Source organism: Kribbella sp. NPDC056951 (genome assembly GCF_042674205.1).
Lineage (GTDB): Bacteria > Actinomycetota > Actinomycetes > Propionibacteriales > Kribbellaceae > Kribbella > Kribbella yunnanensis.
Genome location: NZ_JBHUQZ010000004.1, coordinates 85,463 through 107,962 on the forward strand (window position 1 = coordinate 85,463; position 22,500 = coordinate 107,962).

Genomic DNA, 22,500 nt, shown 5'->3' on the forward strand with positions numbered 1-22,500 from the left:
CAACCGATTGCACCGACCAGGAGATGACTGGGGGAACGAATTGACGCCGTTGACCTGCAATCGCTTGCATGCTGGAATCCTCACCATGAGGATCGCGATCGCGGGCGCCGCTCATCCGCACGCGAGGTACGTGACTGCCGAGATCGACCGGTACGACGACTTCGAGCTGGTCGCCGTGGCCGACCCCGACCGCACTGTCGCCGAAGGCTACGCAACTCCTTACGGGGCGAAGGTCTTCACCGATCACCAGCAGATGCTCGACGAAGTCCACCCCGATGTCGTCATGGTCGCCGGGATCTACGCCGACCGCGGTCGCGCCGTTGTCGACGCCCTCAACGCAGGTGCGCACGTCCTGGCCGACAAACCCCTCTGTACGTCGCTCGCCGATCTGACCGCGATCGCCGAAGCCGCGGAGCGCAACAACCGGCATGTCGTCCTGCTCCTCGAGAAGCGGTACTACCCCGAAACGCTGGCGGCGATCGAGCTCGTCCGATCCGGGGAGCTGGGCACGATCCACGGCGTCGTCTCGTCCGGCCCGCACAAACTCAACCGCCCATCTCGTCCGGAGTGGTTCTTCGACCGGACGCAGTACGGCGGTCTGCTCAATGACCTCGCTGTCCACGACATCGACGCGGCGCTGTGCTTCACCGGCCTCACCACTGGCACTGTCAGCGGCGCGCTCGCCGGCGAACCGGCCTTCCCCCGCTACGGCACCGCAACGCTCACCGGCCCGGGCGTGCTGATCACGGCCGGCGTCGACTGGCTCACCCCCGCCGCCTCTCCCCTGCACGGCGATTACCGGATGAAACTCACCGGCACCGAAGGCACCGCCGAACTCCAATGGGCCCGCCACCGCCTGATCCTGACCACGACCGAGAAGCCGCCGTACGACGTACCGCTGCCACCCGGTCACCGCCCGGCCGAGCTACCGCTGCAAGCACTTGCTGACGGCAACGAACCGGATATCACCACCAGCCACAGCCTGCTGGTCACGCGGCTCGCCCTGCTCGCCCAGCAGTCGGCGGAGAGCGACAACCTTCCGATCCCCTGGTCCAGCTGACCGAAAGAGGTTCCATGCGTTTCGCCGTCGTGGGTGCCGGAGCGATCGGCACCGTCCATGCTCGCCTGCTCGAAGCCCTCGACGACGAACTCGTCGCGGTCGTGGATCAGGACCTCGAGCGTGCGCAGAAACTCGCTGATCAGTACGGCGCTCGCGCTTCCCCGGACGCTGCGAGTGCGTACGCCGAGGTCGATGCCGTGAGCATCTGTCTGCCCAGCGCGTTGCACGCGGACGCCGCAATCGAAGCCCTGTACGCCGGAAAGCACGTGCTGGTCGAGAAGCCGGTCGACATCACCCTCGCCGCCGCCGACCGACTCATCGCAGCCCAACGCGAGACCGGTCGCACGGTGTCGGTTGTCAGCCAACGCCGGTTCCAGGAGCCGGTCGTGCGGATCAAGGAGGCGGTCGAGTCCGGTGCGCTCGGGCGGATCACGTCCGGGATCGTCGAGTCCGCGTTCTACCGACCCCAGTCGTACTACGACGGCGACGGCTGGCGCGGGACACTGGCTGTCGACGGCGGTGGAGCGTTGATGAACCAAGGTATTCACGCTCTCGACCTGCTGGTGTGGATGCTCGGCCGCCCGGTCCAAGTCAGTGCCCAGACCGCCCAACTCGCCCACCAAAACCTAGAGGTAGAAGACGTAGCCGCCGCCACCATCACCTTCGAGTCCGGAGCCATAGGTCTACTCCTAGCCAGCACAGCCGCCTACCCGGGAAGGGCAGTCCGCCTGTCCATACACGGCGACCAAGGAATCGCCGTCATGGACGACGACCGCCTAGTCGCTCTAACCACTGAAGGTGGAGAGGGGGTGGAGCGGCACACAAGTAGTCGGCCCGGTGAGGGCGCGGCGGGTGGTGTCGGGAGGGGCGTGGCGGAGGCGGCGACTCCGTCCGGGGCGGACGGGTGGGGGCCTGTGCAGTTGGCTCATCTTGCGCAGTATCGGGATTTTGTGGGGGCTGTGGTGGAGGGGCGGGCGCCTGGGGTTGGGGTGGCGGATGGGCGGCGGGCGTTGGCTACTGTGCTTGCTGTTTATGAGTCTGCTCGGGTGGGGCGGCCTGTTGAGGTGGACGGTTGATGCGCATCGGGTTGGTGGGGACGGAGAACAGTCACGCGACTGAGATCGTCCGGCATCTCAACGTCGAGCCGATCAGTGACGGGGCTCGGATTGTGGCTCTTGTCGGGGCGGATGACGAGCACAATCGTGGGCTCACCAGAGCAGGTGGGATCGGGCGGTTTGTGCCCACATCCGCCGAGTTGATTGGCAGTGTGGATGCGCTGATTGTCACCAACCGGGATGGGGCGTTGCATCGGGAGCATGCGGTGCCGTTTCTTGAGGCTGGGGTTCCGGTGTGGGTGGACAAGCCGCTCGCGGCCAGTACGGCGGATGCCCGCGCGATCATCGCGGCCGCGAATCGGACCGGTACGCCGGTGACGTCGTACTCGGCTGTTCGTTGGCTGCCTGATGCGGAACTGCTTGCCCGAGGCACCCAAGAGGTTGGCGAGGTGCAGGCGGTGACTGTGACCGGGCCGGCCGACTCAAACAGCGAGTACAGCGGGATCTTCTTCTACGGCATTCACGCGGCCGACCTCGCTCAGCGGCTCGCGACCGGCGAACCTGAAGACGTCCGGGTCGAGCGAACAAATGCAGCTGTCATCGCGCGGTATCGCAGCAACGGGGTGCTCGTCACGCTCCAGTTGGTGAACGGCCAGGTGCCGTTTCACGCTGAGATCGTCGGCCGCGAGGGCCTCGTGAGCCACGATGTTCGGCTGGATAAGGACTACGTCGTACCCGGGTTGAAGGTGTTTCTCGAGATGCTTGCGACCGGGCGAGCGCCGCTTGACGATGCGACTCTGCTCGCGCCGATCACCGTCCTCGAACAGCTCAGCTGAGCAGGAGTTCGGCGGCGCGCTTCGTGCCGTCGGTGTCGATGGTCGGCGCCAAGGCCTGCGCTCGGGCGAGCGTCGACGGAGCCAGGGTGACGGCCAACCCCGCGCTCAACGACTCGAGAGTCGGATCCGGATCCTGATGGGCGAAGCCGATGCCGAGTTCGGCGACGCGGGCGGCCCAGCGGGGCTGGTCGACGAGGCGCGGTACGACGAGTTGCGGCGTACCGGCCTTGGCCGCGGTAGTTGTGGTCCCAGCGCCGCCGTGGTGGATGACGGTGGCGACTCGCGGGAACAGGGCCTGCTGGTTGACCTCGCCGATCTCGAACGTGTCCTTCCGGTCGTCGATCGCCGCGAGTTCGGCCCAGCCGCGACCTAGCAGCACCCGGCGGCCGTGGGCCCGGGCGGCCTCGATGGTCGAGCGGGCGATGTCCTTCGGAGCGTGCGCGGCCATGCTGCCGAAGCCGACGTACACGGGTGGTTCGCCGGCGTCGAGGAAGGCCTCCAGGTCGGCGGGGAGCGGACGGTGGTCGGGCAGCGTCCAGGCGCCGATCTGCAGTACGTCGTCAACGTCCGCCGGCCAAAGCGTCGGGTCAGAAGCCAGCCAAGACTGCTCGGTGCGGACATGTGACCGTACGTCGTCGACCGGCGGCAGGCCGATCGCCGACCGGTTGGTGTTGAGCGCCTCGAGGTACAGCTCGTTCGTCTTCTCGGCCGGCAGCCCGAGGGTGTGGAACGAGGCGAACGCGTAGCCGATGCCGAGCTTCTCGGCCACGTCCCGAGCGCCGGCCGGCATCAACCCGGTGGCGACGATGGCCTTGGCGCCCTGGGCGAGCTTCGGCAGTACGGCGAAGCGCGCCGCGACCAGGTCGGGCGCTAACCGGAGCGCGTCCTCTCGAGTCGGCGGCTTCGGGTTGTTCACCACTGAGCGCACCGACGGACCCAGCGGCACCAGCTGGGCACCCGCCCGCTCGGCCAGCAGCTGGAACTCCTCGTCGGGCGGCGCGCACAGCACCGCCTTCGCGCCGTACTCCTGTAACCGGACCGCCAGTCCGGCCAGCGGCTCGACATCTCCGCGCGATCCCCAGGTCAGCAACACAAATCGCATCTGCACGTCCTTCGACTCGTGATCGGACGGCCATCCTGAAGCATCACCCGGGCCTTGCCGCAAGCCCACCCCTCGGCTATATGTTGGAAGGGGAGAGGGGATCCACTTGTCTGGCGCTGGGGGCGGCGAGGGCAGAGTCGGTCGAAATTGGGGCAGGATCCACGGATCCGCGGCGGCGTGGGGTGCGTCCGAACCTACGCTCGGGGTTGTTTCTCATGAGGGGGTAGGTCAGTGCGGAGTCAACTGTTCGCGGCGGAGAACCAGGAGCAGGAGTCGGCCCAGCCGGGTCTGCGGCTGCAGAACTCGAAGCTGCTGAAGGTCGAGCTGCGGGGTGAGGTGTTCGCGCGGCAGGGTGCGATGGTCGCGTACCAGGGCAACGTTCAGTTCGAGGCCCAGGGGTCCGGCGGCATCGGCAAGTTCATCAAGCAGAAGCTGACCGGCGAGGGTATCCCGCTGATGAAGATGCGCGGGCAGGGCGATGTCTTCCTCGCCGACCGCGCGTCCGACGTCTACCTGATCGACCTCGAAGGACCGCAGGACGGGCTCAGCATCAACGGCGCCAACGTGCTCGCGTTCGAGCCGACGCTGAGCTGGGACATCCAGCGGGTCCAGGGCATGGGCATGATGTCGAACGCCGGCCTGTTCAACTGCACGTTCTCCGGCCAGGGCCGGCTCGCGATCACCTGCAAGGGCACCCCGGTGGTGCTGTCGGTGGACCAGCCGACGTATGCCGATCCGCAGGCCGCGATCGCCTGGTCGACCAGCCTGCAGACCGGCTACCAGCGCGCCGACCAGATCGGCCTCGGCACCCTGCTCGGCCGGACCACGGGTGAGGCGTTCACGATGAGCTTCGCCGGCCAGGGCTTCGTCGTCGTCCAGCCGTCCGAGGAGCCGCCCGGCGGCGTCATCGGCGGTACGGGCAGCGGCACCCAGAGCGGCCAGGACGGTGGCGTCGGCGGTGTCCTCGGTGGGCTACTCGGCGGACGCTAGTGTCCTGAGCCGGGGAATCGGCGAGTGCTGGAGGTGTCCAGGTGCGTGCATCGCAAGGCGGAGGAGCGTCCTCGATGCGGTGTTCATCGTGGATGCTCCTCCAACGCAGCGAGGTGCGTGCCTGGGCGCCTCCAGTGCCGTCGAGTCCCCGGCTCAGGACACTGGTCCTTCGCAGATCTCCCAAGCAGCTTGCTGGAGAAGGGCCGCGGTGTCCGCATCGAGGCCCTTCACCGGTACGTCGATCCCAACCGGATCCTCAGCCAGTAACGCGATCAGGAACACGCACGCGGCAAGGTAACTGCCGGCCAATGCCGGGTGACTGTTGTCCTTGTCGTGCAGCACGGGCTCGTCATGGGTTTCGAGGAACCGCTCCCACACCATCCCGACCGGGATCAGCGTCGCACCCAGCTCAGCCGCGGCCCCGCCGTACGCACTCGTCAGGGCAGCCTGGGCCTCCGGTGCATTCCGACGCGCCCAGGTCAGGTAGAGCGCGGTCCGCGCCCCGGCCGCCTTGATCGCCGCATCGAAGTCGCGCGCACTCTCCCGAAACCGCTCCGGACTCTTCACCGGCAACGTGCTCTGCTCCTGCAGTACGACGACGTCGTACCCGCCGGCCGCGATCGCCGCGAGCGCCTTCCCCGCATTCAAATGCTGGCGCAACGAGGCCCCGCCCGCCTGGATGAGCGTCGACTCGACCTCGATCCCCCGCGCCCCGGCCAGCCCCTTCAGCAACCCCGGCAGGTTGTTCCGCGCCGTAAAGCTGTTCCCAACAAACAGAATTCGCACGACATGGACGCTACTACGTGCCACCATCTCCAGCCATGACGCTCAGGATTGTTCGGGTCCACGACGAGGTGACGCTGCTCGAGTGGCAGCAGGTGCACAACGAGATCGTGCCGACCGCGGCCTTGTCGGTCGACGAGGTCCGCGAGCGCGCCACGCGCAATGTCCTCGAGGTCGCGTACGACGGCGACGTCCTCGTGGGGTGTTCGACCGTGCGACCACCGGACGCGGACACGCCTGCGGAAACCGTGATCGCGCGCGTACTCCCGCCGTACCGGCGATGTGGTTTCGGCGAGACGCTCTACCAGCACTGCCTAGCGCAGACCCAGGGGAAGGGCGTGGAGACCCACATCCTGGCCACCAACGTGGATGGGGTCCGATTCGCCGAGAAGCACGGATTCCTCGAGGTGGAGACGTACCTCCTGCCAGGCGACACCGTCCCCTTCGTGCTGATGCGCCTCGGCTAGGCGGACGCCAGACACTCACCAACCTGCGAAATCCGCAGGCGCTGGGCGTGCGGGAGCGTGGTGAACCGAGCAGAATTCGAGTTGGTGAGTGGGGGCGGTCCGCCTCAGCCTTGGGCCGGAGTGGTTTCCGGTGCGATGCGCTCGCGTAGGCCGGGGGTGGTGGAGGCGACGGTGACTACCGCGGCTACGCAGAGGATTGCGCCGGAGATCAGTGCGGTGAAGGGGGAGGTCAGTTGGGCGGTGACGCCGCCGCGGACGTTGCCGAGGTTTGGGCCGGCGCTGCCGACGATTTGTTCGGCGGCGGCGACTCGGCCGAGCAGCTCGTTCGGGGTGTGCAGCTGGACAATGGTGCTGCGGGCAACGACCGAGACTGTGTCGGCGGCACCGGCAACGGCTAGGAAGGCCAAGGCGATCCACGGGGTCGGCGCGAAGGCGAACAGGCCCAGGGCGATGCCCCAGCTGCCGGCGCCGATCAGCATGACGACGCCGGGACGTGGCAATCGGGTGTACGAACCGGACAGCACCGAGGCGGTTACTCCCCCGACGGCGATCGCTGTCAGGAACAGCCCGAGGGTCCGCGGATCACCACCGAAACGTTCAGCGTTCAGCGCCGGGAACAGGCTGATCGGCATCGAGAGCACGGTGACGGCCAGGTCCGTGACCAGAGCACCCCGGATCACCGGTGTCGACACGACGAAGGCCAGGCCGTCTGCCACACCACGCACCCCGGGTCGCACCTCGCCCTTGACTCGGAGCACTGGCAGACCGAGTACGCCGTACAGGACACCGCTGAAGGTCAGTGCGTCGACCAGGTACGCCGTACTGGGGCCCCAGGCGCCGACGATCAGTCCACCGACGGCCGGGCCGACCAGCATTGCGCCCTGGAAGGCGATGCGGTTGAGCGCGATTCCGCCGGCCAGCAGTTCGCGTGGGAGGAGTTGCGGGAGGATGCTTCGGGCCGCTGGACCGGACGCGGCCCCGAGCGCCGACTGCATGGAAACCAGTCCGAGCAGTACGCCGACCGGCACTGGACCGATCAGGAGCTGGCTCGCCATCAGGGTCGCGGTGATCACCTGACAGATCGTGATCACCAGGTAGAACCGCCGCCGTTCGAACCGGTCGACGGCTGCCCCGGCGAACAGGCCGAGCACGATCAACGGCAGCGCCTGCGCGAGGCCGATCGCGCCGGTCCACGCCGTACTGTGCGTCTGGTCCCAGACCTGGAACATCACCGCGACGAACGCCAACTGCGCGCCGAAGATCGACACCACCTGGCCGAACCACAGTCGCCGGAACGGGCGCGAGGCCCGCAGCGGCGCGAGGTCGATCAGCACGCCCTTCATTCGGCGAGCTTCTCGGTCACCCGCTGATAGAAGCTCTTCTGAGCCAGCCTCTCTTCGATGTCGCGCACCACCTGAGTCATCGGGTACGGCAGCTCAGCCTCGAGCTCGGCGATGGCCGCCTCGGTGGCCCGCCACTCGGCCGCCAGCAACCCGGCCAGCTCCTGCGCCTTCGGAGTCAGTGCGACCACCTTGGCGCGCGCATCCGGCCCGGTCTCGGTCTGCACCAACCCGGCCGTCCGCATCGCCGCGACCTTCTGGCTGAGCGCGGAGTGCGTCCGGCCCACCGACTCAGCCAGCTCGGTGATCGTCATCGGCCCACGAACGTGGAGCCGCAGCAGCTCAATCACCCAGGAGGGCTTCAGCCCCTGGATGTCCCGGTCCGTGTAGACCCGGCCGATCTCACCATCCATTCGCGCTAGCAACTGGTGGAGCGCACGCCACTGACTCTGCTCTGTCGGATCATCCACCGAGCGATCATAACAGCACTTATATAAGCACTGTTACAACGGTTTGATGTTCATGTTCCGGTGGAACACGTTGTCCGGGTCGTACGCCGTCTTGATCTCCTGCAGCCGCGCGTACTTCTGCACCCCGTACGACGCCTTGACCCGGTCGGCGTCGAATTCCGCCATCGCGTTGATGTAGCTGCCGTTGCCCAAGGTGTGCGGCTGGAGTTCGTCCCAGAATGCCCGCACCCAGTCGCGCTCGGTCGGCAGGCCGTCGGCATCCGGGGAGATCGCGACCACGAAGACCGCGTACCGCGGTGAGCGGCCGCCTCCGAAGGCGGTGTCGTCGTCACCGATCTCGGAGTAGGCGCCGTCGAGGCGGTAGAAGAGGGTGTTCGACAGCGGCGAGACCTTCCGCGCGACGTGGTCGGTGATCACCTCGATCGCCTCGTCGGTCAAGTCCTCGATGTAGGTGCCTTTGTCGTAGCAGAAGTGGCCCCACGCGTTCGGTTCGTCGATCGACTTCTGGACCTCGGTGAACGGCATCGGCGTCGTGAACTCGACTGTCGGCGGCAGCGCCGTCCGGATCTGGCCGACGATCTCCTCGAACTTCTCGGCGTCGAAGCCGACCACGACCAGCGCATACCCGGGCTTGAACTGGTGCTCGGCCGGTACGAACGGGGCGGGCGGCGCGTTGAGCGCGCCGATGATGATGGTCACGTCGCGCGGCAGAGTCGGGACCAGGTCGCGCGCGAACCGCAGTACGTCGGCGCCTTGGTCGAGGTCCCACCAGAGCAGTCCGTACTGGACGATCGGCGCGACCTCGTGCAGCTGGAACTCGAACTCGGTGACGACACCGAAATTGCCGCCACCGCCGCGAACAGCCCAGTACAGCTCGGGATTCTCATCGGCCGCGGCGCGCAGTACTCGGCCGTCGGCGGTGACGATTTGCACCGAAAGCACGTTGTCGAGGCTGAGCCCGAACTTGCGGGTCAGGTACCCCATCCCGCCGCCGAGCGTGAGCCCCGCGACGCCGGTGTGGCTGATCATCCCAGCCGGCGCGGCCAGTCCGTACTCGGCCGTTGCGGCGTCGAGCTCGGAGAGCAGCGCACCGCCGCCGACCACCGCACGCTTCGCCTCCGGGTCGACGGTGATCTGGTTCATCGCGCGGACGTCGATCATCAGCCCGTCGTCGACGACCGCCGCACCGGACATGCTGTGCGCGCCACCGCGAATCGTGATCTCCAGCCCGTTGCGCACCCCGAACAGGACGGCCGCTTGGACATCGGCGACGTTTGCGCATTGTGCGACCAGTGCCGGTCGCCGATCGATCGCGGCATTCCAGACCCGCCGGGCGTCGTCGTACGCCGCGTCCTGCGGCCCGACCACCACTCCCTCGATCGTGGTCCGAAGCTCGTCGATCCCGCTGTCAGCCGTCTGCGTCATCCGTCATCCTCCCCAGTCCATTACTCCCTGTCACCCTAGGCCCGTAGCTCGCGAGCAGCAGGAGCCTTTCGGGCAGACCATCGCGCGGACCCACGGCCCATCACAATTGGCGCGGATGGACCCGCCCGAGCGTGGCGACGGGTGGACGACCGCAGTTGTGATGGCCTGCAGGTCCGCATACGGTTCCCGACCATGACGAAGGTTTTCGCGGTGCGGACCACGATCGACCTCGACGCGCCCCTGGCGGAGGTCTGGCGGGTGCTGACCGACAGCGCGGCGTACCCAGCGTGGAACCCGTTCATCCTCTCGCTGACCGGTGAGCTGACGGTCGGCTCGACCGTCACCACTCGCATCCGCGACGCCGAGGGAAAGGAACGCACCTTCACTCCCAAGGTGCTGGTCGTCGATCCGAACCGCGAGCTCACCTGGCTCAGCCGCATCGGCTTCGGCGGCTTGTTCGACGGCAAGCACCTCTTCCGGCTGGAAGAGCTGCCCGGCGAGCGCACCCGGCTCGTCAACGACGAGGAGTTCCGCGGCCTCGCCGTACCGTTCCTCCGCTCGATGCTGCGCCGCACCATCGAGCCACAGTTCGCAGCGATGAACAACGCACTCGCAGCACAGCTCAACAGCTGACCGTCCCACCCGCCGGGTAGCCCCAGGCCCGGCGGGCAGGACGGTGATCAGGTGGGCGAACCGAATGACGGGCTGGTGGCGTGGCGGATGAGCAGGGTGGGCGGTTTGGTCAGGCCGACTGACCAGATGTCGGTGGTTCCGTCGGCGGCGCGGAGTGGGTAGAGCAGGGTGTCGTTGTCGCGCCAGACCGGCTGGTCGTCGAGCAGGCGATCGTCGGGTGGGTTGGTGATCTTGCGGGTGGCGAGGTCCATGACGGCGAGCCGCCACTTGCCGGTGGCAACCTTTTGTTTGTAGGCGATCCGGCGACCGTCGGGTGACAGCGACGGGCACTCGACGTTCCGGGCGATCGCGTGCCCGTGGTACTTCGCGTAGTCGGCTTCGATCAGGTAGGTCTTACCCTTGCTGCCCATGGTCAGGTAGAAGCGGTTGCCGTCGGCAGCGAAGGTGATCCCCCAGAAGTTCACATCCGAGGCGAAGTACCGTTTGTCGTCGATGAGGATCGGGAGGGTCTCGACCGACTTGATCAGCCGCTGCTTGTCCAGGTTGTAGAAGCCAGTGCGAGTGGAGAAGCCGGTGGCCGCGTAGGAGTCGCCGGTGACGAAGAGTGTCCAGTTGACGATGCGGCCGTTGGGCGAGACCCGCGCTCGGCTCGGCGTTCCCGGGAGCGTCTCGCGGTGGATCTCCTTCAGGTTCGCATCCAGGACGAGCATGTCGGTGAGCGGTGGCAACGAACCAGGCTTGAGCCGCAGACAGATCGCCGTACCCCGTGCTGCGGCGAACCGATCGCAAGACAAGTCCCCGACACGTCTGGCCATGCCCGGATCGGTCGCCGGGACGGCCGCAAGTTTGCCCCGGTCCGGACCGTCGGCGAGATTGCTGAAGAACAGCGTCGACGAATCCAGGGCGAGCGTCTGCCCGGTGCTTACCGGTACGGCGTTCACCGCGGCACCGCCGTGTCGCGCGGAGACGACGTACGCGACCGCACCACCCAGCAGTACTACGAATCCGGTGATCAGGCCGATGATCTTCCTCATCGTGCAGCCTCCAACGGTCGGACCACGGCCGCGGCGACGGTCACCGTCAGCAAGGCCGCAGTGAACAGGAGCAGCGCCGGGCGAACGTCCCACACCGTCCAAAGCAGCCCGACGGTGACGGCCGAGACCATCCGCGCCAGCGCCTGACCGGTCTGCAGCACCGCGAGACCGGACGCCCGCAGTTCCGGCGGCAGCATCGGACCGGCGGCCGCCGGGAGCACCCCGTCGGTCGCGGCGTAGAACGCTCCGTGCAAGGCAAGCGCCAGCCACCAGTTGCCGATCGGCCCGCAGACCAGCAGGACCGCGACGACCAGCGCCAGATGTCCGACGATGAAGATCTTCCACCGACCGATGCGGTCACCAAGCCGGCCGAGCGGAATCGCCAGCAGGAGAAAGGTTCCTGCCGTCCCGAGTGGCAGCAGCGGGAACAAGCGGCCGTCGATATCCCAACGGCGTTGCAATGCCAAATACAGAAAGGAATCGGTGACAGTGAACAGCCCGAGCGCCGCAGCCCACACGCAGCAGCGCCGGAAGCTTGCCTCCCGCAACAACCCCAGCATGGTGCGGAAGGACGGCTTGTTCTTCGCCGGCTCGGTGGTGAGTCGAGTCCGGTTCGGAACCAGAACCACCAGCAGCAGTACGGCGCACGTTGCCAGCGAGAAGCTGGTGACGAAGACCGCGTTGTAGTTGCCGAGCGCCGCCCAAAGAACAGCCGTCGCGGCCAACGGGCCGAGGAACGCGCCGATCGTGTCCATGGCGCGATGGACACCGAAGGAGCGGCCGAGGGTTTCGGGTGCACTGCTGAGCGAGATCAACGCGTCGCGCGGGGCGGTGCGGACGCCTTTCCCTGCTCGGTCGACGGCCAGTACGACGCCGATCGCGGGCACCGACGAACCGGCCGCGAGGAACCCCAGTTTCGCGACCGCCGAGACGCCGTACCCGATGCCGGCGACCGCCTTCAGTCGTTGCCAGCGGTCGGCGACATGCCCACCGACCAACCGCAGTACGGCGGTCGCACCGGCGTACAGGCCGTCGAGCAGGCCGAACTGCAAGGGGTTCAGCCCGAGACCGAAGACCAGGTAGAGCGGCAGGATCGCGGTCACCATCTCCGCGGAGATGTCCGTCACCAGGCTGACGACGCCCAGCGCGATGACGGTGCCGGGGACCCGGCCGAGGACCGAACGGGCTGGTGTCGCCCGGGCCGCGGCGTGATCCGCAGCCCGGGTTCCGGCGAGGTACATGAGACCTCAGCCCTTTGCCCGGCAGTTGTAGGTCGGGCTGCTGTCTTCCACGGTGTTGTTCAGGCCGATCAGCTGCGAGGTGAAGGAGGTGTCCGTCATGGTCAGCTTGATCACGCCGTAGGTGCTGAGCAGCTTGGCCGTCGTCGGGTGCGGCGTCTTCAGGTCGTACGGCGATGCGCCGCCCATCCCGCCGAGCAGCTCGACCGTCCCGTTCGGATCGGCGTCGCCGTCACCGTTCATCGGCACGAACCGCTCGTAGTGGTGGTCGTGACCGTTCAGCACCAGGTCGACCTTGGCGCCGGTGAGAGTCCGCCAGAACTGCTCACTGTCGTCGTTGTCGCCGTGGTCGCCGGAGCTCCAGCGCGGATGGTGGAAGTACGCGGCCACACATCCCTTGGTGTTCTTGGCCAGGTCCGCCCGCAGCCAGGCGAGCTGGTCGTCGCGCGGCGAGGCCAAGGTGTCGTGCGTCATGTAGTCGGACGAGTCCAGGGCGATGAAGTGCCAGTTCCCCTTCTCCCAGCTGTAGTAGCGCTTGCCCTGCGGCTTCGCGATCGCGGCCCCGAAGTACGTGTCGTACCCGTTGTACGACGGCTCGTCGTAGGTGTCGTGGTTCCCCGGGACCGGCTTGGTGATCGACTTGAACTTGCCCCAGGTTTTGGCGTAGTAGCTGGTGTAGTCGGACAGGTGGGCGTCGTCGTACTGGCTGTCGCCCATCGTGATGACGTTGGCCGGGTTGATCTGCGTGACCAGCGCGGCCGTCTTCGGGTGGATGCAGGTGGACGAGGATGCCGTGCACTGCTTGGCGATGTCGCCGGCGGCCGCGAGGACGAATCCGCCGGTGCCACCGGTGCCCGTCTTCACGGTGATCGGCGTACTCGCACCGGACACATTGCCGGCCAGGTCACGGGCCCGGACGGTGTACGTGTACGACGTGTCGGCCGTCAGACCGGTATCGGTGTACGACGCCGAGGTCGCGGTCGCAACCGCGGTCCCGTTGCGAAGTACGTCGTACCCGGTGACTCCGACGTTGTCCGTCGACGCGGTCCAGCTCAGCGAGACCGAGGTCGCCGAAGTCCCGGTGCTCTGCAGACCGGTCGGCACTGTCGGCGCCTGGGTATCACCGGACGAGTCGCCGACGCCGTAGACCTCGAGCTCGAACAGCGAATACCCGTACGCCGTGCCGCGCGCCGTACCGACGACTCGGACATACCGACCGTGGCCGGTCAGGCCGGTGTTGTCGTCGGTCCCACCGTTCTGACTGGTCAGCGACTTGACCGTACTGAACGTCGTACCGTCGTCGGAAACCTCGATCCGGTAGCTCTTCGCGTAGGCGGCCTCCCAGTTCAGTTTGACCCGGTGAATGTCGGCGGGCTGGCCGAGGTCGACGCGGATCCATTCCGGATCGTGGCCTTCCATGCTGGCCCACCGTGTCGTGGTGTTGCCGTCAACCGCCTTGTCCGCGGTCAATGTGTTGTCCTCGATGCTGGACGCGAGGACGGGTTTTCCCCTGGATAACAGGGAATCTGCGGTGGTACCGGCAATGGCCGCCGATCCACCCAGTGCGGCGGCCAGGACGACGGGTAGCAGCGTCGACAGCCGGCGCATTCGTTTGCTCATGACAACCTCCGTGGGCGTGCCGGAGAAAATTGTTAGGAAGGTTACCTAACAGTTGCGAGCAAAGGTAAACCCCAGGTGAACGACTCGTCCAGTGCTCAGTGTTCATGCGTTTCACGTATGAACATGGCACCGAAGAACTATTGGACGAATAAGTACTGTGCTGGTTGGCTCGACACCATGGAGATGCGCAGCTTGGGACGAGTAGGGATCGAGGTCAGCCCGGTCGGGTTCGGCTGCTGGGCGATCGGTGGGCCGTTCAGCAATCCGGCCGGTGAGCCGCTGGGCTGGGGCGAGGTCGACGACGAGGAGTCGATCCGGGCGATCCGGCGGGCGATCGAGCTCGGCGTGACGTTCTTCGACACCGCCGACGTGTACGGCGCCGGCCACAGCGAGCGCGTACTCGGCAAAGCCCTGAAGGGTCGCCGGGACCAGGTCGTGATCGCGAGTAAGTGGGGCAACACCTTCGACGAGACAACGCGCGTCATGCATCAGCAGGACGCATCACCGGAGTACCTGCGCAAGGCTGTTCATGCCTCGCTGGATCGCCTCGGTACCGACTACCTCGACCTCTACCAGTTGCACTTCGACACCAGCGACGAGGTGGCGCTGCCCTTGCGAGCGGCCTGCGAAGAGCTGGTGGCCGAAGGCCTGATCCGTAGCTATGCCTGGAGTACGGACACCTTGCACAGTGCGAAGTTGTTTGCCGAGGGCACGCATTGTTCGGCGGTCCAGCACGAGGCGAGCGTCCTGCACGACGCCGGTGACTTCTTCGCGTTCTGCGAGCAGGCCGACCTGGCGAGTATCAACCGGACCCCACTCGGGATGGGCATCCTCGGTCGCCGCGACACCAACCGGCCGGCCACCGGTGCGGACATCCGCACCCTGCCGCCGTCCTGGCTGCGCTTCTTCGACAAGGGCGGCGTACCGGCTCCGGAGTGGTGGGAGAAGGTGTCCGCGATCCGCGAGGTGCTGCAGAGCGATGGGCGCACCCTGGCTCAGGGAGCGCTGGCCTGGTTGTGGGCGCGCAGTCCCCGGACGGTTCCGATCCCCGGGTTCCGGACGGTCGAACAGGCCGAGGAGAACGCTCGGGCTCTCGAGTTCGGACCGCTGAAACCCCAGCAACTGCAGGAGATCAGCGGGCTACTCGCTTGACCTCGTCGTACCACGCAGGACGAGGTGCGCCGGGACGATCAGCTCCTTCGGGCCGGTCGGCTCGGCGCCGCCGAGGTGCGCCAGCATCCGGGAGATGATCTCGTCGGCCATCTCCTCGTGACCCGGATTGACCGATGACAACGACGGCACCAGATAGGCCGCCTCGTCCAGATCGTCGAACCCGATCACCTGGACGTCAGCAGGCACCCGGAGGTCCGCATCCGCGAGCGCCCGGAGCGCTCCCATCGCGACCACATCGGTCAGTGCGAACACCGCGTCGAACGAGATACCGCCATCCAGCAAGGACCGGATCGCGTCGTACCCGTCCTGCAGCCGGAAGCTGCATCGGACGTTCAACGAAGGATCGACCGGTACGCCGGCCTCCTCGTGCGCGAGTGCATAGCCGGTCGCGCGCAGACCCGGCATATTCGGGGTGCCGGACGGCTCGCCGCCGATCATCGCGACCCTGGTAGCGCCGGTCGAGAGCAGGTGCGCGGTCGCCAACCGGGCGCCCTCGACGTTGTCCATCATCACGTGGTCGAACCGTGACGGCAGCGCCCGCTCGCCGATCATCACCACCGGCGCATCGGTGTTCAGCCGGGACAACTCCCCCGGGTCGAGGTCGACGACGCTGAGGATCAGACCGTCGTACATCCGGAGCCGGGAGAACGCGACCGCATCGAGCTCGCCCTCGCGGCTCGCGCCGGTCCGCTCCATCACGATCCGCAGACCGTGCGCCTCGAACCGATCCGCGAGCCGAGCGGCCAGCTGAGCGAAGTACGGGCGCTCGAGCTCGGGCACGGCGAGCCCGATCACACCGGTCCGGCCGGCGCGCAGGTGCCGAGCGGCCAGATTCACCTGATAGCCGAGCTCGGCGATCGCCGCCAGCACCCGCTCCCGAGTCGCCGCGCCGACCCGCGGCCGGCCGTTGACGACGTTGGACACGGTCATGGTCGACACCCCCGCGGACCGGGCGACATCAGCCATCGTCACCACGGAGGCCTTCTTCATACAGGCCAGCCTAGAGGTCTTTGGCTTCCTGTATACGTTCGCGGTTCAGGAGGCGATGTTGGTACGGCGTTCGCGGACGGCCGCGTAGCCGAAACCGGCCACGGCGATGACGAGTCCGCCACCGGCCAGACCGGCCACCAGGTTCATCCGCTGGTCCAGCCGGGTGTCGCACTGCATCGGCGTGATGCCCTTGTCCGGCGCGTAGACCGAGCCGCAACTGACGCTGTCGACCGACAGCGGCCGCGTGGCGAGGAACAACCCGGTCAGCAGCAGGAGGACCCCTACCGCGCCGAGTACCTTGCTCAGCACTGCCCAGCTCTCGGCACGCCCTGGACCTGACCCGGCTTCAGACCGTTCCGCAGGCTCGGCAGGAGGGCAGGCAAGCCCGACCAAGTCGCGGTGGTCAGACCCTGCATGCACGCTCACGCTCCCTGGACGCTTGTCAGATTTGATCAAATCTAACGCGCCTAGCAGCGCTGGCTGAAGCCCAGGCCGGTCCGGAACTGCAATCTTCACTCATTCCTAACGCTCCTCCCGGCCTACTAACGAGTTACTTGGCTAACCGGTTCATCGGACGGCACTCCGCAGCGCCCGTTCCCGCCGGTCGGCGACCGCCGAGCCGGACTCCCGGCGGGCCATCCGACGCAGGACGACCGGCGCGAGCAGCAGCCCGACCACCGCCCAGAGTCCGAGTACGCCGGCCGTCTCGAGGTGCCGCCACGATTCGCCGACCTCGACCACGACCGCCTCGTCGGGCAGGAGCGCCGACCGCATCCCGAGCCCCATCCAATAGATCGGGGTCAACTGACCGATCCACTCCAGCCAGGTGGGCAGTGCGGTGAGCGGGTAGAAGATGCCCGAGATCGCGATGAAGCCGAGCATCGGTAGCTGGATCAGCCCCTGCGCCCGCGCGCTCGTGAAGACGGACCCCAGAACCGCGCCGATCGGCAGCGTCGCCACCATCCCAAGGAGAAGCACCCAGACCAGGGTGAGCCAACCGGACGCATCGACGCTGAGCCCGCCGACGATGATCAGCCCCGGAATCAGGACGATGAGGAGGTCTGCCAGTAGCGAGCCGGCCACCGAGACGACCTTGCCGATCAGATAGCCGAGCATGCCGTGCGGAGTCGCCTTCGCCCGCAGCAACGTGCCGTCCTCCCGATCGGCGGTCAACTGCTGACTCATGCTGACCATGCCCATCGCCGCGTTCATCCCGAGAATGCTTGGCAGGGCGAGCGCTCCGAGCAGCAACCCACTCGATCCGAAGTCGCGGTGGCGTAGGAAGAACAGCGCGGCGAGGGTGAGTACCGGCCAGAGGAAGTGGCTAGCGAGCTCGGGCCCGTTGGTGAACGACTGCCGCAACTCGATCAGTCCACGCCGCCAACCGGCCCGGATCGCTGCTTTCATGACTGGACCTCCTGGCCGCGCACCAGCGCGAGATACGTGTCTTCCAGCGAGGCCCGGCGGACCTCGAGTTCGCGGAGCTCTGCGCCGTACTGGGCGAACAGGCCGCGGACGAACTCCGTCGAGTCGGCGGTCTGCTTGCGGAAGGCCTGGCCGTCGATGCTCCACCGGACCTCGTCCTCACCGGCGATCGCGGCGGTGAGCTCACTCGGCGTTCCGATGGCGACGATCCGGCCACTGGTCAGGATCATGATCCGATCCGCGAGCCGGCTGGCCTCGTCGAGGTCGTGGGTGGTGAGCAGGATCGTCGTTCCGTATTCGGTGGCGAGCTGAGCGACGAGTTCGTGGAACTCACGTCGCGCCTCGGGGTCGAACCCGACTGTCGGTTCGTCGAGGAAGAGCAGTTCGGGTCGACCGACGATGCCGATCGCGACATCGAGCCGCCGGCGCTGACCACCGGAGAGCGTGCGGATCTTGTGGCCGGCGCTCTCGGTCAGGCCGACCGCGTTGAGCAACTCGCCGGTCGGCCAGGGACTCGGGTAGTACGAACCGAGGTGGTGCAGCAGCTCACCGACCCGCCAGTTGCCGTGGTCGCGCCAGGACTGCAGCACGATCCCGACCCGCGCGCGCCAACTCTCATCGGCGTGGGCCGGATCGACACCGAGCACCTCGACCCGACCGGCCGAGCGGAGGCGGAAACCCTCGAGGATCTCGATCGTGGTGCTCTTCCCGGCACCATTCGGCCCGAGCAAGGTGAGCACCTCCCCCGCCCGCGCCGCGAACGACACGTCGTGCAGAACCTGGACCTCGCCGTACCGCATCTGTAAGCCATCAACTGTCAGCACCATGCTCCGAACGCTAGGTTGCGTTCACTCCTGGAGAAAGCTCAATCAGCGGGATCTGTGCAATGATCTGTAGGTGAATGCACTGATGTTGCAATGAGTGGGAGGAAATGATGCCCGGTGGCCGGCTGTCCCATCAGGAACGGCGAGCGATCGCGGCCGGCCTGACCGACGGACTCGGGTACGCCGAGATCGCGCGGCAGCTCGACCGCCCGACCTCGACGATCAGTCGCGAGGTCGCCCGCAACGGCGGCGGGCGCGGTTATCGCGCCGACCACGCGCACTACGCCACGTCCTCCCGGGCACGCCGCGGACGGCCGGCGATGCCGAAACCACTGAGCGACGCCGACGAGTACGCCGAGAAGTTCGCCGCGATCATGGTCGACGGCGGACTCCCCCGGATGGCCGCGCGGGTGCTGGCGCGGTTGTACACCGCCGACAGTCGCAGCCTCACCGCGGCGCAACTCGTGCACGCACTCCAGGTCAGCCCGGCTTCGATCTCGAAGGCGATCGGCTATCTGGAGCAGGTCGGCATGCTGCATCGCGAGCCCGATCCGCGGCGGCGGTTGCAGCACTACGTGATGGCCGAGGATGTCTGGCAGAAGGCGTGGCAGGTCAGTTCGCAAACCAACCAGAGCTGGGCGGATACCGCGGCCGAAGGTGCCGCCTTGTTCGGCGACAGCGCGGCCGGGCGGCGGCTCGCGCAGATGGCCGACTTCTTCCAGGTGCTCGCCGAGGACATGAGCGGTGGCGCTGGGTTCGAGGTGGTCGATGATGCGCTGACCGTGCTGGCTACGTACCGGGAGGCCGGCCGCGTGGTCGACGCCGACCAGGTGGCCGCCGTACTGGACTGGCCGCCGGAGCGGGTGGTCGCAGCACTCGAGGTGGCCTCGGCGACTCGGCTCACCCCCGAGCAGCGAGCAGCCCTAGCAAGCGCGGAGTGATCCCGCCACACGTCCGAAGATCCGGAGACCACGCCTACGTGTTCTTCGGACGTTAGCTCAGGGCAGTGATTAACGTCCGACGATGCGGAGACCACGCCTGCGGGTCCTTCGGACGTTAGCGGGTAGGGCGGTTTGGTGCGCGGCCGTGGGCAGCGAGCAGGGCTCGTAGGAGGTGGGGAGTGATTGTGCCTTCGGCTAGGCCTAGCTCCACGAGGTCGTCGAAGACTCGCTGGTCGGCTGCGGCTGCTCGGATGCCTCGGGTGAGGACGTGTGGGGAGTTGGTGAGGTGGGCGGTTAGTGCGGTGTGGCGGAGGTGTCGGCTGAGGAGTTTGCGGACGGTGCGGTTGTAGCGGCGGCTGGGGTCAGACTCGTTGCTACGCAGGGATTCTGCGACTGCGCGGCCGGCGAGGAGGCCGGTCGCGATTGCGTAGTAGATTCCCTCGCCGGTCATCGGGTTGATCAGACAGGCTGCGTCACCGGCGAGCAGGACTGGGCCTTTGGGCGGTCGCCAGGACCATCCCGTGAGTGGGAGGTGGTGGCCTTGCCACGCGGTACCGCCGTCGGTAGCGCCGGGGAGAAGAGCGTCCAGTTGCGCGAGCAGGTCGGCGCGGGTCGGGTGTGGGCGGTCGGCTGCGAGACGTTCGCCGTACCCGACATTCGACCAGCCGTCGCCGCGATCAAAGGACCACGCGTACGACGGTTGCCGGCCGGCGCCGTACGCGATCACCTGACTGGCCGAGCGGGCCGGCGGGGTCGGCGCGTAGCCGCGAATCGCCAGTGCGACCGGACCCGGCGGTGCGCCGAGCTCCCGCCGTACGACGGAATGCGCGCCGTCGGCGCCGATCACGAACCGTCCATCCAACTCGTGGAGCCCGCGGACCCGATGTCGTACCAGCTCGGCTCCAGCAGTCTGGGCGGCCGCGACCAGTCGGTGGTCGAAGACGGCTCGCGGGACGACCCAGTTCGGCCGAGCCATATCGCGTTCGACTCCGACAGCCCCGTTGGTCAGCACGAAACGGCGTACCGGGGTCCAGTCGTCGACCAACCCGGTGACGCCGACCGCGGCGAGCAGGTCGAAAACGTGCGGCGCGATCCCGTCGCCGCAGGTCTTGTCGCGGGGGAAGTCGTGGCGATCCATTAGTAATACAGACAGGCCCGGGTCGACCGCGAGCGCGCCGAGAGCGGCCGCGGCTCCGGCCGGTCCGGCGCCGACGATCACCAGATCCCTCACGCTCTCAGTCTCCCATTGGTCTAGGGCGTGTCTCTTGGTTCCGCGCCGTAGCGAGCATGTGCTCGGTGCGGTGCATCGGTGTGCTGGAGGGGAGGCCTCGATGCTTTTCCATCGTGGCCTTTCCTCCAGTGCGGCGAGGTGCCGTGCCGAGTGCAGCGCAGTAGGCGGGGAATCAAGAGACACGCCCTCGCGGTGTTCGAGGCTGTTCGAACAGGTTCACTCCGGTGAGTACGGCGGCGACCATCGACGCATGAGAATCCGCCTCCTCGCGGCCGCCGTACTGATGTTCGGGGCCACCCTCCTCGCTCCCGGTACCGCGCAGGCCCGTGATCTGCAGATCGAGAGTGTCGCGAACGGCCCGATCTCGCGGCAGGAGATGCTGCTGCGATCCGCGTCGTGGATCCGCGACAAGGTTCCGTACAGCCAGGACAACAACAGCCCGCATGTGAACGAGTTCGGCAGCTACCGCCGCGACTGCTCGGGGTTCCTGTCGATGGCCTGGCATCTGAGCAGCTCACTCAGTACGTCGACGCTGCCGTCGGTGATGCGGCAGATCACGTACGACGATCTGCAGCCGGGCGACGCGTTGTTGCGGCGATCGGGTGGGGTGAACCACGTCGGACTGTTCGTCGGCTGGTACGACACAGCGCGGACTCGGCCGAAGGTTCGGGAGGAGTACGACTTCGGGCATATCGCCGAGGAACGGGTGTGGACGAACACCTACTTCAAGACGTTCACGCCGTACCGGTACAACAAGGTGGTCGGGGCGACCGCGAGCCCGGGGTCGTCGATCGGGCAGGACGTGACCGGGCGCTTGATGCGGTTCGAGGCGACCGCGGATGGCGCGGTGCAGTTGAGCGAGCAGACCGGTCCGGCCGCGACGACCTGGGAGACCGGCACGATCGACCCACCGGGTGGCGTGGTTCCCGGCGTACCGATTGCGACGGCGGCGGATTCGATCGGGCGGGCGTACTACTTCGCGCGGACGCCGGACAACAAGCTGCGGACCGGATGGGAGAGCAGTCCGGGTGCGGGACCGTGGCTGTCGGCAACGATCTCACCGACCACGGATATCGACGGGGTCGAGACTGTGCAGCCGGTCGGGCGGGTTGCTGCGGCGATCGATGCCCGCGGCAAGTTGACGTACTTCGTCCGGACCAGCGACGGCCGGCTGCTGCACGGTTGGCAGGACCAGCCGGGAAGCGCGGCCTGGCACGCGACGATCATTCGGGACGGCGCGGGTGTCGCCGTACAGCTCGACGGCGACCCGGTGGTTTCGCAGGACGTGCACGGGCGGATCGCGTTCCTCGCTCGCACCTCCGACGGCAAGCTGCGGTATGGACGACAGGCCGCGCCGGGTACCGGTCCGTGGGTGGTCAGCACGCTGGCGGCGACCGGCATCGTCGGCAACCCCTCGGTCGGTCTCGATGTTTCGGGCAAGCTCGTCTACTTCGCTCGCGGCACCGACGGCAAACTGCAGCACGGCTGGCAATCGACTCCGGGTGCGGACACGTGGCAGTCGACCGTGATCGCGCCGACCACCGACACCGACGGCGTCGAGACCGTGCAGCTCGCGGGCGACCCGGTGATCAGCCTGGACAATAGCGGCAAGCTGACGTACTTCGTCCGAACCACCGATAGCCGGATTCTGCACGGCTGGCAGAACGTGCCCGGCTCGGACCCGTGGCACGCCACGATCATCCGCGACGCCACCACGAGCCAGGCCGCGCCGACTGCCGTCGACCCGGTGCTCTACACCGACTCGGCCGGGAAACTCGTCGTACTGCTGCAAGACACCTGGCTTTACCAGAACGCGCCGGGCACCGGTCCCTGGCACCTTCGGGCAATCTCGGGGTAGCGCGG

Annotated in this window: 22 protein-coding genes; 9 read left to right on the plus strand and 13 right to left on the minus strand. The window is 67.3% G+C overall.

The annotated features are described in order from the left end of the window. Positions 1-85: 85 nt before the first annotated feature. From ACFTSF_RS18490 to ACFTSF_RS18500, 3 genes are read left to right on the plus strand one after another with little or no spacing between them, the layout of a single operon-like run. On the plus strand, positions 86-1,060 hold the full coding sequence (locus ACFTSF_RS18490; RefSeq protein WP_380154907.1) for a Gfo/Idh/MocA family protein: 975 nt from the start codon (positions 86-88) through the stop codon (positions 1,058-1,060). Positions 1,061-1,074: 14 nt separating this feature from the next. Next, complete coding sequence (locus tag ACFTSF_RS18495; protein ID WP_380154908.1) at positions 1,075-2,136, plus strand: Gfo/Idh/MocA family protein; 1,062 nt, start codon at positions 1,075-1,077, stop codon at positions 2,134-2,136. Further along, a complete protein-coding gene (locus ACFTSF_RS18500; RefSeq protein ID WP_380154909.1) occupies positions 2,136-2,951 on the plus strand; it encodes a Gfo/Idh/MocA family protein in 816 nt (271 codons plus the stop codon). Before ACFTSF_RS18495 ends, ACFTSF_RS18500 begins: the two co-directional genes overlap by 1 nt. On the opposite strand, the gene ACFTSF_RS18505 is transcribed toward ACFTSF_RS18500, so the two are convergent. Next, the gene (locus ACFTSF_RS18505; protein ID WP_380154910.1) at positions 2,944-4,053 is read right to left on the minus strand and encodes a glycosyltransferase; all 1,110 of its coding nucleotides are present in this window, start codon (positions 4,051-4,053) and stop codon (positions 2,944-2,946) included. The genes ACFTSF_RS18500 and ACFTSF_RS18505 overlap by 8 nt on opposite strands. A gap of 231 nt (positions 4,054-4,284) precedes the next feature. On the opposite strand from ACFTSF_RS18505, the gene ACFTSF_RS18510 reads away from it, so the two are divergent. Beyond that, the gene (locus tag ACFTSF_RS18510; RefSeq protein WP_380154911.1) at positions 4,285-5,043 is read left to right on the plus strand and encodes an AIM24 family protein; all 759 of its coding nucleotides are present in this window, start codon (positions 4,285-4,287) and stop codon (positions 5,041-5,043) included. Positions 5,044-5,196: 153 nt separating this feature from the next. On the opposite strand, the gene ACFTSF_RS18515 is transcribed toward ACFTSF_RS18510, so the two are convergent. Further along, entirely contained in the window at positions 5,197-5,829 is a 633-nt protein-coding gene (locus tag ACFTSF_RS18515; RefSeq protein WP_380154912.1) for a hypothetical protein, read from the minus strand. Between the two features lie 35 nt (positions 5,830-5,864). On the opposite strand from ACFTSF_RS18515, the gene ACFTSF_RS18520 reads away from it, so the two are divergent. Then, positions 5,865-6,293: a GNAT family N-acetyltransferase gene (locus tag ACFTSF_RS18520; protein ID WP_380154913.1), complete on the plus strand. Its 429-nt coding sequence runs from the start codon at positions 5,865-5,867 to the stop codon at positions 6,291-6,293. Positions 6,294-6,397: 104 nt separating this feature from the next. On the opposite strand, the gene ACFTSF_RS18525 is transcribed toward ACFTSF_RS18520, so the two are convergent. From ACFTSF_RS18525 to ACFTSF_RS18535, 3 genes are read right to left on the minus strand one after another with little or no spacing between them, the layout of a single operon-like run. Beyond that, positions 6,398-7,636, minus strand: a complete 1,239-nt coding sequence (locus ACFTSF_RS18525) for an MFS transporter (protein ID WP_380154914.1) — start codon at positions 7,634-7,636, stop codon at positions 6,398-6,400. Continuing rightward, complete coding sequence (locus ACFTSF_RS18530; protein WP_380154915.1) at positions 7,633-8,103, minus strand: MarR family winged helix-turn-helix transcriptional regulator; 471 nt, start codon at positions 8,101-8,103, stop codon at positions 7,633-7,635. The genes ACFTSF_RS18525 and ACFTSF_RS18530 overlap by 4 nt, the downstream gene beginning before the upstream one ends. Positions 8,104-8,136: 33 nt before the next feature. After that, a complete protein-coding gene (locus ACFTSF_RS18535; protein ID WP_380154916.1) occupies positions 8,137-9,528 on the minus strand; it encodes an FAD-binding oxidoreductase in 1,392 nt (463 codons plus the stop codon). 192 nt (positions 9,529-9,720) lie between these two features. Between ACFTSF_RS18535 and ACFTSF_RS18540 the strand changes: the two genes are divergently transcribed. Next, positions 9,721-10,161 carry an SRPBCC family protein gene (locus ACFTSF_RS18540; RefSeq protein WP_380154917.1) on the plus strand — a complete coding sequence of 147 codons (441 nt, stop codon included), beginning with the start codon at positions 9,721-9,723 and terminating at the stop codon, positions 10,159-10,161. A 47-nt stretch (positions 10,162-10,208) separates the two neighbouring features. Here ACFTSF_RS18540 and ACFTSF_RS18545 read toward each other — a convergent pair whose 3' ends face one another. The 3 genes from ACFTSF_RS18545 to ACFTSF_RS18555 are packed head-to-tail and all read right to left on the minus strand — an operon-like array spanning position 10,209 to position 14,053. Continuing rightward, on the minus strand, positions 10,209-11,195 hold the full coding sequence (locus tag ACFTSF_RS18545) for a hypothetical protein (RefSeq protein WP_380154918.1): 987 nt from the start codon (positions 11,193-11,195) through the stop codon (positions 10,209-10,211). After that, entirely contained in the window at positions 11,192-12,436 is a 1,245-nt protein-coding gene (locus tag ACFTSF_RS18550) for an MFS transporter (protein WP_380154919.1), read from the minus strand. The genes ACFTSF_RS18545 and ACFTSF_RS18550 overlap by 4 nt, the downstream gene beginning before the upstream one ends. A gap of 6 nt (positions 12,437-12,442) precedes the next feature. Next, positions 12,443-14,053 carry a discoidin domain-containing protein gene (locus tag ACFTSF_RS18555; protein WP_380154920.1) on the minus strand — a complete coding sequence of 537 codons (1,611 nt, stop codon included), beginning with the start codon at positions 14,051-14,053 and terminating at the stop codon, positions 12,443-12,445. Between the two features lie 177 nt (positions 14,054-14,230). Here ACFTSF_RS18555 and ACFTSF_RS18560 point away from each other — a divergent pair, with 177 nt between their 5' ends. After that, positions 14,231-15,205 carry an aldo/keto reductase gene (locus tag ACFTSF_RS18560; protein WP_380154921.1) on the plus strand — a complete coding sequence of 325 codons (975 nt, stop codon included), beginning with the start codon at positions 14,231-14,233 and terminating at the stop codon, positions 15,203-15,205. Here ACFTSF_RS18560 and ACFTSF_RS18565 read toward each other — a convergent pair. The 4 genes from ACFTSF_RS18565 to ACFTSF_RS18580 all read right to left on the minus strand — a co-directional run bounded on the left by ACFTSF_RS18565 (position 15,194) and on the right by ACFTSF_RS18580 (position 18,468). Then, complete coding sequence (locus tag ACFTSF_RS18565; protein ID WP_380154922.1) at positions 15,194-16,216, minus strand: LacI family DNA-binding transcriptional regulator; 1,023 nt, start codon at positions 16,214-16,216, stop codon at positions 15,194-15,196. The genes ACFTSF_RS18560 and ACFTSF_RS18565 overlap by 12 nt on opposite strands. Before the next feature lie 45 nt (positions 16,217-16,261). Beyond that, positions 16,262-16,525 (minus strand): hypothetical protein, encoded by a 264-nt coding sequence (locus ACFTSF_RS18570; protein WP_344165179.1) that lies wholly within the window; start codon positions 16,523-16,525, stop codon positions 16,262-16,264. Positions 16,526-16,783: 258 nt separating this feature from the next. Further along, positions 16,784-17,623: an ABC transporter permease gene (locus ACFTSF_RS18575; protein ID WP_380154923.1), complete on the minus strand. Its 840-nt coding sequence runs from the start codon at positions 17,621-17,623 to the stop codon at positions 16,784-16,786. Continuing rightward, entirely contained in the window at positions 17,620-18,468 is an 849-nt protein-coding gene (locus ACFTSF_RS18580; RefSeq protein WP_380154924.1) for an ABC transporter ATP-binding protein, read from the minus strand. Before ACFTSF_RS18580 ends, ACFTSF_RS18575 begins: the two co-directional genes overlap by 4 nt. Before the next feature lie 107 nt (positions 18,469-18,575). Here ACFTSF_RS18580 and ACFTSF_RS18585 point away from each other — a divergent pair, with 107 nt between their 5' ends. Continuing rightward, positions 18,576-19,406 carry a helix-turn-helix domain-containing protein gene (locus tag ACFTSF_RS18585; protein ID WP_380154925.1) on the plus strand — a complete coding sequence of 277 codons (831 nt, stop codon included), beginning with the start codon at positions 18,576-18,578 and terminating at the stop codon, positions 19,404-19,406. A gap of 115 nt (positions 19,407-19,521) precedes the next feature. Here the strand turns inward: ACFTSF_RS18585 and ACFTSF_RS18590 are convergent, their stop codons facing one another. After that, positions 19,522-20,637, minus strand: coding sequence for an NAD(P)/FAD-dependent oxidoreductase (locus tag ACFTSF_RS18590; protein WP_380154926.1), 1,116 nt, complete (start codon positions 20,635-20,637; stop codon positions 19,522-19,524). Positions 20,638-20,887: 250 nt separating this feature from the next. Here ACFTSF_RS18590 and ACFTSF_RS18595 point away from each other — a divergent pair, with 250 nt between their 5' ends. Further along, positions 20,888-22,495 (plus strand): hypothetical protein, encoded by a 1,608-nt coding sequence (locus ACFTSF_RS18595; protein ID WP_380154927.1) that lies wholly within the window; start codon positions 20,888-20,890, stop codon positions 22,493-22,495. Positions 22,496-22,500: the final 5 nt, after the last annotated feature.